Annotated in this window: 10 protein-coding genes; 6 read left to right on the top strand and 4 right to left on the bottom strand. The window is 61.4% G+C overall.

The genetic code is table 11. The features are described from left to right. Window positions 1-23 precede the first annotated feature (23 nt). The 5 genes from BLL36_RS28325 (at window position 24) to BLL36_RS28305 (ending at window position 5,149) form a co-directional block, all read left to right on the top strand. Window positions 24-1,097 (top strand): zinc-binding metallopeptidase family protein, encoded by a 1,074-nt coding sequence (locus BLL36_RS28325; RefSeq protein WP_076954896.1) that lies wholly within the window; start codon window positions 24-26, stop codon window positions 1,095-1,097. Between the two features lie 23 nt (window positions 1,098-1,120). Next, entirely contained in the window at window positions 1,121-1,621 is a 501-nt protein-coding gene (locus tag BLL36_RS28320; RefSeq protein WP_076954895.1) for a CinA family protein, read from the top strand. Window positions 1,622-1,737: 116 nt separating this feature from the next. After that, window positions 1,738-3,540 (top strand): PAS domain S-box protein, encoded by a 1,803-nt coding sequence (locus BLL36_RS28315; protein WP_076954894.1) that lies wholly within the window; start codon window positions 1,738-1,740, stop codon window positions 3,538-3,540. Beyond that, window positions 3,537-3,917, top strand: a complete 381-nt coding sequence (locus BLL36_RS28310; RefSeq protein ID WP_076954893.1) for a response regulator — start codon at window positions 3,537-3,539, stop codon at window positions 3,915-3,917. Before BLL36_RS28315 ends, BLL36_RS28310 begins: the two co-directional genes overlap by 4 nt. A gap of 146 nt (window positions 3,918-4,063) precedes the next feature. Then, on the top strand, window positions 4,064-5,149 hold the full coding sequence (locus tag BLL36_RS28305; RefSeq protein WP_076954892.1) for a sensor domain-containing diguanylate cyclase: 1,086 nt from the start codon (window positions 4,064-4,066) through the stop codon (window positions 5,147-5,149). Here BLL36_RS28305 and BLL36_RS28300 read toward each other — a convergent pair. From BLL36_RS28300 to BLL36_RS28290, 3 genes are read right to left on the bottom strand one after another with little or no spacing between them, the layout of a single operon-like run. Beyond that, window positions 5,133-7,484: a TonB-dependent receptor gene (locus tag BLL36_RS28300; RefSeq protein WP_076954891.1), complete on the bottom strand. Its 2,352-nt coding sequence runs from the start codon at window positions 7,482-7,484 to the stop codon at window positions 5,133-5,135. The two genes, BLL36_RS28305 and BLL36_RS28300, sit on opposite strands and share 17 nt — an antisense overlap. A 1-nt stretch (window position 7,485) precedes the next feature. After that, the gene (locus BLL36_RS28295) at window positions 7,486-9,888 is read right to left on the bottom strand and encodes a hybrid sensor histidine kinase/response regulator (protein WP_083735352.1); all 2,403 of its coding nucleotides are present in this window, start codon (window positions 9,886-9,888) and stop codon (window positions 7,486-7,488) included. Beyond that, window positions 9,888-10,703, bottom strand: coding sequence for a response regulator transcription factor (locus tag BLL36_RS28290; protein WP_083735351.1), 816 nt, complete (start codon window positions 10,701-10,703; stop codon window positions 9,888-9,890). Before BLL36_RS28290 ends, BLL36_RS28295 begins: the two co-directional genes overlap by 1 nt. Window positions 10,704-11,006: 303 nt before the next feature. On the opposite strand from BLL36_RS28290, the gene BLL36_RS28285 reads away from it, so the two are divergent. Next, a complete protein-coding gene (locus BLL36_RS28285; protein WP_076954890.1) occupies window positions 11,007-11,627 on the top strand; it encodes a TetR/AcrR family transcriptional regulator in 621 nt (206 codons plus the stop codon). Between the two features lie 43 nt (window positions 11,628-11,670). On the opposite strand, the gene BLL36_RS28280 is transcribed toward BLL36_RS28285, so the two are convergent. Beyond that, complete coding sequence (locus tag BLL36_RS28280; RefSeq protein WP_076954889.1) at window positions 11,671-13,143, bottom strand: efflux transporter outer membrane subunit; 1,473 nt, start codon at window positions 13,141-13,143, stop codon at window positions 11,671-11,673. Between the last annotated feature and the right edge of the window lie 96 nt (window positions 13,144-13,239).

The following is a 13,239-nucleotide window of genomic DNA, read 5'->3' as shown; positions in this document are numbered from 1 at the left end:
CCCGTGCGTGATCGAGAGCCAAGATGCCTGATATACAACGCGACGCCACCCAGCATGACGAATTGTTGAAACAACTCCTGATGGCCCGTGGGCCCGGCGGGCAGGAGGATGAAGTTCGCGAAATCTGCCTGCATGCCATGTCACCGCTTTGCGACGAAACCTGGGTTGATCCCGCCGGCAACGTCGTGGGTTTGATCAGGGGCCGGCGAGAGAGCAGCGAACCCAAGCATGCGGTCAGGGTCATGGCGCATATGGATGAAATCGCCATGGTTGTGAAATGCATCGATGACGACGGCACCTTGAGAGTCACGGCCCTCGGTGGCGCCAATCCGGTGAATTTCGGCATGTGTCCGGTCGACATCCTGGGCGATCAAAACATCATGCCTGGGGTATTGTCGTTCGGTTCGATGCATGCGACCCAGAATGCACCTCAAGGTGCTGATGTGATGTCCGGAAACGTGCACTGGAACGACGTGCATGTGGTGACTCGCGCTTCCAAAGACACGTTGCGTGCCCATGGCGTGCGGCCGGGAACACGGGTGGTGTTGAGTCGCCACTGGCGTGAACCGTTTCGCGTCGGTGATGCCATCGCGGCGCATTTTCTGGATGATCGCGCACCGATAGCCGCTGTGATCGAAGCCGCGCACCAATTGAGCCAACGTCGCGATGACTTGGCCTGCGACGCCTACTTTGTGTTTACGACTCTGGAAGAAGAGTGCAACGCCGGCGCGATGTACGCCTCGGCGACGCTGCCCGGCGATACCACCATCGCGGTCGAGGTCGGCCCGGTGATGGCCGAATACGGCACGCAGCTGAGCATTGATCCGATCATCAATACCGGCGACCAAAAAGGCTATTACACCCGCACGGTCGTGGCGTCCCTGGCCGCTGCCGCAGAGCGCTGTGGCTACACGCCCCAATATGTATTGCTGGTTGATTTCGCGTCGGATGCCAGCGCGGTGTTGAGCAATGGCTCATCGGCCCGGGCCGGGTGCATCTCGATACCAACGGAAAACACGCATGGTTATGAATTGATTTTGGACGGAGCCATCCAGGCGTGCTCGGCGTCGCTGTGCGAGTACCTGGCCACCTGCTGATCGCTACCCTGGGAGATATTGGAATGAACACAGCCGCGGCAACTATCGAGTTCCTCAAATCCAACGACCTGGTGATCACCACCGCTGAATCCTGCACCGCCGGCAAGATAGTCACGTTGCTCTCGGAAGTTGCAGGCGGTGGCGCGTTCATCGACAGCGGCTATGTTGTCTACTCGCCAGAGGCGAAGCAGCGCTTGTTGAACGTGCGCGCCTACACGATCGAAACGTTCAACTTGACCAGCTGCGAAGTCGCCAGGGAAATGGCTCAGGGCGCATTGCGTGACAGTGAGGCCGACGTCGCTGTGGCTACCACGGGCATCCTCGGCCCGGATGACATGGACGGCATACCCGCCGGCACAGTCTGCTTTGCCTGGGCGTATCGTGGCCCGCAGGGCCTGTGCCTGTTCAGCAGGAAAGAGCGATTTATCGGCTCGCGCGAGCAGGTGCAGCTGTATGCGGCGGTTCACGCGTTGGAGCGTCTGCCGTATTTTTATGAGCGGGCGGTGGCGGGGGAGAGAGGCTGAGCAGCCGTTTTCAACATTTTTATCGCAGTGGAATGCATTTGAGCCTATACACTCAGGGAAGAGCCAAAGACGTCGAGAGCAGGCGCGTTTCAACACCCGTGCATTGAGGAGCAAGTATGTTGCAAATTGACGAGTTCCCCACAAAGACAGGGGAACCCAGTGAATACGAGAGCCTGCTCGCAATGGGCACTCACTCGCTCAATGCCATTCCGGGGGCTATCTACCTTTGCGACCGCGACGGATGGCTGGTCAGGTTCAACAGCGAAGCGGTCAACCTGTGGGGAAGAACACCTGCCCTGGGTGAGCATGGGGACCGTTTTTGCGGCTCGTATCGGCTTTACACGACAGGCGGCGCGCCGTTAGCCGTCGACGAATGCCCGATGGCCTCGACGCTCAATGCAGGCCTGCATGTGCGTAACCAGGAAGTCTTGATTGAGCGCCCGGACGGGTCGCGATTCGTAGCGCTGATGAATATCCGCACGCTGAGAGACCGGCATGGCGCTATCCAGGGCGCGATCAACTGCTTTCAGGACGTCTCGGCGCATCACGCCATCGCCGAAGAACTGCGACGTAAAAGCACCGATCTCGAAGACTTTTTCGAAAACAGCGCCGTGGGCCTCCACATCGTCAGCGGCGAGGGCATTATTCTGCGGGCCAACAAAGCAGAGTTGTCGCTGCTGGGCTATTGCGCAGACGAGTACATTGGTCGTCACATCACCGAATTTCATATGGATGAACCGGTCATCGGCGACATCCTCAACAAGCTCGGCAGCGGTGATTGCCTCAACAGTTACCCGGCGCGTCTGAGGGCCAGGGACGGCAGCATCAAGCACGTCGCCATCACCTCCAATGGACGATTTGAAGACGGTAAATTCTTCAACACGCGTTGCTTCACGATCGATGTGACCCGCGTGCATGACGCCGAAATCGAGCGCCAGGAAAGCGAGCGACACATGCGCAATCTGCTGGAGGCGCTGCCGGCGGCCGTCTACACCACCGACGCCGAGGGGCGCATCACGTTCTATAACCGTGCGGCAGTCGAGTTGTCGGGGCGCACACCGCAACTGGGCGACCAGTGGTGCGTCACCTGGAAACTGTTCAACACCGATGGCACCTATCTTCCTCACGACCAATGCCCGATGGCCGTGGCGCTCAAGGAAAACCGGTCCATACGGGGCGTCGAGGCCATCGCGCAGCGGCCGGATGGCAGCCGCGTGCCCTTTGCGCCTTATCCAACCCCTCTGCACGATGCGAACGGCAACCTGATCGGCGCCATCAACATGCTCGTGGATATTACCGAGCGAAAGCAGGCCGAAGACCGACAAAAAAACCTGATTGACGAGCTTAATCATCGGGTCAAGAACACGCTGGCGACGGTCCAGTCCCTCGCGGCCCAAACAGCACGCAACGCGTTGGATGCCAAGGACGGGTATACCCGGTTCGAAGGCCGACTGCTGGCATTGTCGCGCGCCCACGACCTGTTGACGAAGCGGCATTGGGGCCTTACGCCACTGGGCGTGCTGGCCCATGAAGTATTGATGCCGGTATTGGGCGCCGAGCCCGGCCGCATCCAGATCAGCGGTGATGCTATCGACGTTGACACCCGCGTGGCCTTGAGCCTCACCATGACGCTCAATGAATTGGCAATCAACGCTCTTAAATATGGCGCGATGTCCACCGAGACCGGGACGCTGTCCGTCAGTTGGCGCGTGCTACCCCAACCGAACGGCGCGCTACTGAGCCTGGACTGGCGCGAGCAGGGTGGCCCCACGGTGCTGACGCCTGCGCGCGAAGGCTTGGGTTCGCGGTTGATGAAGCGCTGCATCGAGCGCGATCTAGGCGGTTCTTTTGAGCTCGACTTCGCCCCTGAGGGCGTTCACTGTCGCCTCTCGTTCATGGTCGCTGAGAACAAAACATGACCTCGTTCACAGGCATCAGGGTGCTCCTGGTTGAAGACGAGGGCGCCATTGCGATGTTGATCGAGGAAATGCTCGAAGACATGGGCTGCACGGTGGTTGCCTCCGTGGCCCAATTTGCGAAGGCGCTGCAAGTGGCCAATGAGGTGGAGGCAGACGTGGCGATTCTCGACGTGAACCTGGCTGGAGAGCGCGTATTTCCGGTAGCCCGGGTTCTGCGCGAGCGCAACATTCCGTTTTTATTCAGTACGGGCTACGGCGTCAGCGGCCTGCCGGCAGAATTCGTCGACTGCCCAGTGCTGCATAAGCCGTTTGCCGAGAGGGATCTTCGGTTGAAAGTTGCATTGGCGCTGGAATCAGACAGTAAAACCAGTAACTGACCGCCCCGTCTGGACCCCAAAAAAAATCTTTTCGATCCATCCCCTCTCGCAAAGCTTCTGTCCGGTCGAGCAAAGGTTCCGGCAGGCGAGTGCCTTGATAATCCCTGCACTCAACCCCACCGCTGCAACGAGCACCGCGTCCCGCCATGAACCTGCGCACCTTCATCCGTAGCCACTGCCTGAACTCCAGGCTCGCCACGCATGCACTGACCCGCCTGCATCAGTCGCTGTCTTCCCTGGCCGCTCATCTGGCCCGGCGCGGCTTTGATTCCAACACATGCCCGGCCACCGGTGACGGGGCCGCGCTCGATCGTCGCATCAACAGCCTGTGCCCCGAGTTGGCCGCCACCGTATTCAGCAACGCCCGCGACGGGATCATCCTGGTCGACCCGTTCGGCCGCGTCATCGCCATGAACGAGGCCTTCAGCCGGCTCACCGGCTATGGGCGCGACGAAGTGCTGGGGCGGGCGTTGAATTCCCATCGCATGGTGCGTCGGCTCGCAACGTTTTATGCACCGATGAAGAACGCGCTGGATTTCCACGGGCATTGGTCCGGTGAGATCCAAAGCAGCCACAAGGATGGACGGGAGATGACCTCGCGGATCAGCGTCAGTGCAGTGCATGACCGTCACGGCAATGTTCAGCACTATGTGGCGCTGTTCAGCGACATGACGCAGATGAAGCAGCGCCTGCAGTTGCTGGAACGGGATGCCCGGTATGACGCGCTCACCCAGTTGCCCAATCGCTTGCTGTTGGCCGAGCGGATGCGCCAGGCGCTGGGCCAGGCGGCGGTGGACCAGCAGAAAGTGGCGATCGTGTTTATTGACCTTGATGGGTTCAAGGCGCTTAACGACAGTTATGGCCATGATTGGGGGGATCGGGTGTTGCAGATTGTCGCGGCGCGGATCAACGCAACGTTGCGTGAGGGCGATACGTTGGCGCGGCTCGGAGGCGATGAGTTTGTCGCCGGGCTCGTGGGTTTGCAGGCGGTGGAAGACAGCGAACCTTTGCTCAAGCGGATGCTTCAAGCGGCCAACGCGCCGATTTTGATTGGCACGCAAACAGTTGAGATCGCCGCGAGTATCGGCGTGGCATTTTATCCAGAGCATGGGACGCAGATCGATGGCCTGATCAGCAAGGCGGATCAGGCGATGTACCTGTCGAAAAAGGCTGGCGGTAATCGGTTGGCGTTTTGTCCGACGCGGCTTGTTTCGCTCAATAGCGAAGCCTGACGGTGGTGCCCAGGGTGCGTTCGCTGCCGGTCATGACGCCGTAGTCACCGGCGCCGAGCAATGAATACACGGCGGTGATGTACTGGCGGTCGAAGACGTTGCGCACCCAGCCTTCCACTTCCCAGGCACGGTCCTGGCTGCGCAAGCCAAGGCGCAGGTTGGTGAGCCCGTAGCTGGGTTGATAGCTGCCTTCGCCGCCTTCAAGGGTGCCGTAGTAACCGGTCCTGAAGCTGTAGTCGATGCCGCTGTAGGCTTCCAATCCATGGGCCTGCGGGTGACTGTGGTCGAGGCCGCTGCTCAAGCTCCATTGCGGCGCATTGTAGAGACGATCGCCGCTGAGGTCGCAGGTCCATTGGCCCGAGGCCGGTGGGCATGGGGCATTGGGGAAACTGCGGTAGCGCGCATCGCTCCAGGCGAGGCCCAGGCGCCAGGTGAGTTGCGGGCGCAGTTGCCAGGCGGAATCCAGCTCGATACCGCGCAGGCGGACTTTGCCGACGTTGATCAGGTTGTCGCGCAGCGGCGGCGCGAACTGCGAGGTCGGCGGGCTGTAGGTGAGCGCCTGGTAGTTGTCGACGTCGGTCTGGTAGACGGCGAGGTCGAGCATTGCGCGGTCCTCCCAAAAGCGCGTCTTCAGGCCCAGTTCCAGGGAGGTGGCGCGCTCCGGCTCGAACGTGGGTGCGGTGAACGGGCCGACCACGTCGAAGTTGATCCCGCCGGCCTTGTAGCCCCGCGACCCACTCACATAGCCCATCATCGCATCGTTGAAGCGGTAGCTGGCGCTGAGCAGGCTGGAGACGTTGTTCTCTTCAATCGAATCTTCACGGTAATAACCACCGCCGAGTGCGATGCCGCGCAACAATTGCCCGCCCGCCTGGAAAACCGGCGGCAATCCGTTCAGCGGGGCCAGGTTGCTGACATCGCGCGAGACCCAGCCGTCCTTGCGCTCCTGGCTGTAGCGCAAGCCGGCGGTGAGTTCCAGTGGGTCAATCGGACGCCAGGAAACCTGACCGAACAGGGCGCGGCTGTCGCCTTTCTGCTCGCCGTCGTAGCGTTGCCGGGCGCCCTCCAGCAGCATGGCCGGCACCTGGTCTGGCGCGGTGAAGGCAATGCCATAGCGTTTTTTCAGCGCGTCCAGTTGATCACCGACGAACCACGGCGCGGCGTCCTTGCCGAATGCGACGTCGATCTTGCGGTCGAGCTGCTGACGCAGGTAATAGAGCCCGACGACATAGTCGACGGACGAGCCGGCGGTGCCGGACAGACGCCATTCCTGGCTGAACTGGCGATGACCCAACGCGGTGTCGGACGCGGCCACCGACAGCGCAGTGCTGTCGCCGTCGCGGGTGGCGCGGTATTCCCAGTCACGGTAGGCGGTGATGCTGGTAAGACGCATGGCCTCGTTGACGTCCTGGTTCAATTCCAATGAGACACCGTTCTGCAGGGTCTGCGGATGGCCAGGCGCGTCGATGCGTGCCTCGCGCTGGTAAGGCGCGGGTTCGGCCAGCGGATAACCGACAAACTTGGCGCGCTGGCGAGTCTGGGCGCTGTAATGATTGGCCAACAGTACATTGCCGGCCTCGTTTTGTTCGGCATGATCGGCGATCAGGCGCGCGCTGAAGCCTGGGTTTGGCGTCCACAGCAATTGCCCGCGCAGGCCCTGACTGTCGGCGTCGCCGAGGCGCCTGCCATCCTGCAGGTTGTGCACCGAGCCATCGACCGAGCTGTTGAACACGTTCAGGCGCCCGGCCAGTACGTCGTCCCGCAGCGGCCCGGAAACCACGCCGCGATATTCCCGCAACCCGTGTTCGCCGTAGCTGGCTTCCAGATCGGCTTCGGGTTCAAAGGTCGGCGCGCGGGTGATGATGCTCAGCGCGCCGGCGGTGGTGTTCTTGCCGAACAAGGTGCCTTGCGGCCCGCGCAGGACTTCGATGCGCTCGATGTCCATCAACTCGGTGAAGGCCATGCCCTGGCGCGCCTGGTAAACGCCATCGACGTAGGTGCCGACGCTGCCTTCCAGGCCATCGTTGTAGGCGGTCGCGCCGAAGCCGCGCAAGCCGACGCCGGCGAAGCGGGCGTCATGACCGGACACCAACAGGCCGGGCACCCGTTGCTGGATGTCTTGAAGCCGATGCAGGCCGGCCGCGTCCAATTGATCACCATAGAGGACGCTGATCGGGATCGGTACGTCTTGCGGCGCCTCCTCGCGGCGTCGAGCGGTGACGCTTGATTCGTCGAGTGTGAGAGTGCCGGGTGCCTCTTGTGCGGCATTCGTCAACGTCCAAGGCAATGCCGCAAGGCAGCCGAGCCAGAGCAGCCGATAACCTGACCACGGCATGCTAAACCTCCCGGGCCATCTCGCAACGCACCTTGTCCGGGCAGGCCAGTTGCTTGACCCACGCCAGCAATTCGCGGCTGTCGGCGGGCTTGAGCAGTACCGCATCGAACGCCAGGGCGTCTGGATACTCCTGCGGCCTGCGCGGTGGAACCGCCGAATACAGCATCACCGGCAGGTGGCCCCAACGCTTGCGCACCTGGCGCAGCAGTTCCCAGCCGTCCATGCCGGGCATCATCTGGTCGCTGATCAGCAGGTCGACCGATTGTGCGGCCAGGCAGGCCAAGGCGGCTTCGCCGCTCGCCGCCATGCTCACGTCAAAACCGTAGCCGGCCAACAGGTCATACAGCCATTCGCTGTTCTGATCGATGTCATCTACCAGCAGAACATGTTTGCCCCGGCCGTCGAGCGGCGCGACGTTATTGTCGACGATGCCAAGCTCCAGATCCTGTTCCCCGGCGCATTTAAGGCGCAGGCTGAAACTCAAGTGGCTGCCGCCCCGTTCAGTGGCGTGTGGTTCGAGCCGGCTGTCCATGTGCGCCAGCAATTGCGTGACAATCGACAAGCCGAGTCCGCTGCCGTCATGGCGCTGCGCATTGCGGCCACGGCGGAACGGTTGCAGCAGGTGTTCGAACTCTTGTGGATCAATGCCGATGCCGGTGTCGATCACGCGAAAGCGCAGCACCACGCCCTCAGCGCTCGCTTGCGGGTGAGCGCTCACCTCGAAACGGACCTGGCCGTCGCGGGTGAACTTTGCCGCGTTCGCCAAGAGGTTCATGAGGATTTGCCGAAGACGCTTGAAGTCGGCCTCGACCAGTGGCGGCAGGTCATCCGCCAGCACCGCTTGGAAGGTGTTGCCCTGACGCGCGGCGAGAAAGCCGGCCTCATCGGCGATCTCCTTGAGGAAGCCGTACAGATAACCCGGCGCGAGGCTCAGCTGCATTTGGTCCAGTTCGCCACGGGAAAATTCGAGCATTTCATCGATCAGTTCCAGTTGCTGGCGGGCATTGCGTTCGATCGTGGCTGGATAATCGCGGTTCGGCCCCGCGTGCAGCAGGCGCGCATAGTCGATGATGCGTACCAGCGGCGAGCGCAGGTCGTGGCTGATCCGCGCCATCAACGCGCTGCGGGCCGCCAGGGATTCGCGCAATTGCGCGGTGCGCAGCGCGACGGTGCTTTCCAGGCGTTCCTGCTCGGCCTGGCGTTGTTGGTCGAGGCTGGACAGCGCGTGCTTTTCACGGTCGCGGCTGCGGGCGACTTCCATGATCAAGGTGCACACCAGCAGCGCCACGCCTGCCAAGGTGGACGATAAGCTGTATTTGCTTTGCGGCGACTGCCAGGGCAGCTCTTCCTGCGGGAAAAACATCCGCATCAACAGTTGGCCCAGCAAAAGCCCCGGCACCAGCCAGGCCATCGCGCTGTAACTCAGGCGTTTGCGCCAGGCCGTGAATAACGTGGCGAGCAGCACCGCGTAGAAGCTCATCAGCGACACCTGGACTATTTGCGCACCCTGGACGGAGTCGACGTTCAGCCACCAGAGCCGGCCCAGGATGCAGCCCGACAGGGGCACCCAGTAGCTCCAGCCAATGGCTTTGGGCAGGCGGGATACCTGCAACAGCACGCGCATGTAGGCCAGGAACAGGACGAACGAGACCGCGCTGGCGCAGGTCAGCCACTCGCGCGTCCAGCCCAGCGTGGCGGGCCAGTAGACCAGGTAGCCGTTGAGGATGCAGGTCAGCAGGATGTAGCTGAGGACCGCGCCGGCGTTCACGGTCAGCAATCGGGAGCGCAGGATCCAGCCAACGATCAGGCCGAACGGCACGACCAGCAGGACAATGCCCAGGGTGAGTCCGTCGCTCAGGTAGGTCTGCTGCTGACTGCGCAACAGCGCAGGTTCCGACCACAGTTGCGGCTCCAGCAGCATTTGGAAATGGCTCGTCACTCGGACAAATACGGTGACGCTTTCCCGAGCGCCCAGCGAAACCGGGAACGCAGGCTGACGCGCGGGGGGCTGGGGCCATTCGGTCAAGGGATGGGCGCTGCCGGCGTGCGCCGCGCGCCAGCGGCCGTCGGTGTGTTGGTAGACGCGGATGTCCTCCAGGCGCGGCGCCCCGACGACCAGCAGGCGCGAGCACGCCACGTTGCTCGAATTGGTGAGCTGCATTTTGAACCAGAACGCGGAGCGGCTATAGCCTTGGGTCGGCCAGCCTGGGGTCATGGTGTTGAAACGCGCGTCGGGCAACTGAGCCACGTCTTCCAGGCTCAAGCGGGCCTGGGGGTCCTCGAAAATATGTATCGCGGGCATCAGATCCAGGTGCTCGACCTGGCAGATATCCACGGGGGCAGCGCGCAGCAGGCCTGCGGATAACACGGCCATCATCAGCAACAGGAACTGTAGGAGCCGCATCAGGCGTGCTCGATGCCCAGGGATTGCTGGCGAAACTGACTGGGCGTCATGCCGATTCGCTGGCGGAAGGCGGTGGCGAAGTTGCACGCATTGCGAAAACCCACCAGGTCGGCGACGTCCTGCACGCTCAGGGTGCTTTCGCAGAGCAGTGCCTGGCCACGACGCAGCCGGGCATCGCGAATGTAGGCGAATACGGTCAGCCCCAAGTGCTCACGGAAAATGGCGGAGAGGCGTTTTTCATGGGTGCCGACTTTTTGGGCAAGGCAGGGCAGGGAGGGTATATCGTCCAGCTGGTGTTCAATCAATCGCATGGCCGCCCTCAACACGATTTCATCGCCCTGTGGTTCTGGCTCGGCCAGGCGGTCCTCATCGGGTGGCGGCGCTCGCCAGGTCAATTGCAGATGAATTCGGATGCGCGCCAGGACTTCCTCGGGCGCGTAGGATTTGGGGATGTAGTCCACCGCGCCCACGGCCAGCCCTTCGAGGCGTTCCAATGAGGTGTTTGCCGACGACAGGAACAGGATCGGCGTATGCCGGGTGGCCGGCGCCTCGCGTAACAGCCTGCAAAGGCTGAAGCCGTCCATGTGCGGCATATGAACATCCAGCACAATCAGATCCGGGCGCAGGGCGAGTGCCCGTTGATAACCCTGATGGGCGTCGCTGGCCACTGAAAGACGCCAGGGCTGGGTCTTCAACAGCATGAGCGTGGCGCGGATATCTTCAGGGACATCGTCGATCAGCAGGATATGCGGCAACGCGTCGGACTCGCCGCCGCCCACGGTCGCTGCATGCCCTTCGTAGTGTCCAGTGTGCATTGGCCAGGTTCTCTTATCGTGTTTCGCCAGATCGTTGCCGCGGGCACTGTAGACAGTTTTACAACGATAAGTCACGTCTCGGGCAGGCGACAAATTGATACAGCAATAGCGGCAGGTGAAGCGAGAACTGAAGCGCCCAAATTTGCAATGGGCGGTAAAAGCTGGTCTCGTCCATGGTTTCCGGGAATACGGGCGTCAAGAAGGCATAATGTCGGGCTGCTGAATTTTATTCTGAGAAGTTGTGACCATTCATTTGTATGGTCACAAGTTGTCAACCGTAAGGGGGATGCGTAAGCTACCGACATGAACCAGCCATCAAATTCCTCGCCCGGCGTTCGGGGTCCTGCCGAACATGACATTCGGGATCAGATCGTCGCGGCGGCCAACGAGCATTTCAGCCAGTACGGCTACAGCAAGACAACCGTTTCCGACCTGGCCAAGGCCATCGGTTTTTCCAAGGCATACATCTACAAGTTTTTTGATTCCAAGCAGGCGATCGGTGAAGCGATCTGCGTGAACTGCCTGGCTGAAATCGTTGCGGCTGTTGAACAGGCCATTGGTGTCGAGGATATTTCGGCGACAGAGCGCTTTCGACGCTTGGTCAAAACTTTGATTTCCACCGGTGCAAGCCTGTTCTTCAATGACCGCAAGCTCTACGATATTGCCGCGTTTTCGGCGTCGGAAAGCTGGCCGAGTTCACAGGTATACGACGCGCAGATCAAGCGCTTCGTTCTGCAAATCGTGCGCGAAGGGCGCGAAAGCGGAGAATTTGAACGCAAGACGCCATTGGATGAAACGGTAGATTCCATCCATTTTGCGTTGCGGCCTTTCGTCAATCCTTTGCTGCTTCAATACAATCTTGACTTCGTTGAGACGGCGCCCACCCTTACTTCAAACCTGATATTGCGTAGCCTCATGCCATGAGTGCTGGCTGAGGCCTCGCATTCAATCCTTGTGACTATAAATATTATTGGTCACTGGAGCGAATCGCAACAGGCTGTGGTTCAGGCGCTTGCCAGCCACCGCCGAGCGCCCTGAATGCGGCGACCGCCGCCCGTGCCGATTCTGTTCGAGCTTGCGCGCGAGCATCGGAAGCCCGCAGCAGGGTCTCGTCGGCGTGCAGAACATCGATCAGGCTGGCCGTGCCCTTTTCATAGGCCGTGAACGACGATTGGCGGGCCTGTGTCAGGGCGTCCTCACCTGTGGTGAGGGTGGTTGCCTGCGCTTCCCGGTTCACCAGGGCGGAGAAGGCGTTTTCGACATCCTCGGTGGCACGCAGTACAGATTGGCGGTAAGCGGCCAGGGCTTCGGCTTCCTGCCCCTTTGCCTGGTCAATCTGCGCGTTTATGCGACCGAAGTCGAAGAGCCTCCAGCGCAGGCCCAAGACGCCTGCCGACTGGCTGGCACCGCCGGTAAACAGGTTGCCGCCGGATACGGCCGTGGCGCTGCCGAGCAATGCGCTCAGTGAGAACTTCGGGTAGTACTCGGCGGTGGCCTCCCCGATGCGTGCGTTGGAGGCCGCAAGGCGGCGCTCAGCCACTATCAGATCTGGCCGGCGGCGCAGCAAATCGGCGGGTGTTCCTGTGTCATTCAATCGTGGCGCCAGAGGAATGGTGCCTTGACTCGCCAATTGCGTTCGATGCGTGCCTGGGGGTGTGCCGAGGATCACATCGAGCGCGTTCATGGCGGCATCCAGGCCGGTCTGCAGGGCCGGTACCGTCGCCTGCACCTGCGACAGCGCACCCTCCGTCTGGCGAACCTCATAGCTGGCGGCGAGGCCTTTGCCATACAGCAGCTGGACTTTTTCCAGCAGTTGCTGCTGCGTTTTGACTTGTCGGTTGGCGATGTCCAGCCGGGCCTGCAACCCACGGACCGTGATGTAGATATCAGCCGTCTGCGCAGCGATGGCCAGGCGTGTGGCGGCAACGCCAGCCTCGGAGGCCTGGTACTCGGCCATTGCGGCTTCGCGCCCGCGTCGCAGGCCGCCAAACACATCCACCTCCCAGCTCGCATCAAGGTTGAGCTCGTAGGAACTTCCGTATCGATCAAAGCCAGGGGTTGAATTCAATACCTGGCCCAGTGGCGTCTCGATTGACTGATAGGAACGCGCCGCCTGGCCACTGATGTTACCCGAGGGCAGTAAAGCGGCATTGGCGGCGCCCAGTCCTGCGCGCACTTGCGTGACGCGCGCCGTCGCTTGTGCCAGGTCCAGGTTCTGCGCGAGGGCTTTAGAGACGAAGTCGGCCAACTGTGGATCACCAAAGCCTTCCCACCACGCGACGAGATTCGCCCGCGGCACACCCGGCCGTTGTTCAACGGCGGCCTGGCCCATATATCCACCGGAAAGCGGCGCGTCGGGACGCTGATAGTCCGGACCGACCGCGCAACCCGCTATCAGGCTGGCGCTCACCAAAAGAGCGAGGGGGTGAAGGGAGGGCATTGAGATTCCTTGAATCGAATGTTGGGTGTGACCATATTACGACATGGTCACTATCTGTCAATTGACACTCTTGAGTCCCGGCCACATCGACCTATA

The sequence above is a fragment of the Pseudomonas cedrina subsp. cedrina genome (genome assembly GCF_001983175.1).
In the GTDB taxonomy this organism is placed as follows: Bacteria; Pseudomonadota; Gammaproteobacteria; order Pseudomonadales; family Pseudomonadaceae; genus Aquipseudomonas; species Aquipseudomonas cedrina.
Note: the sequence above shows the minus strand (reverse complement) of the source record. Positions and strands in the feature narration are given on the sequence as shown.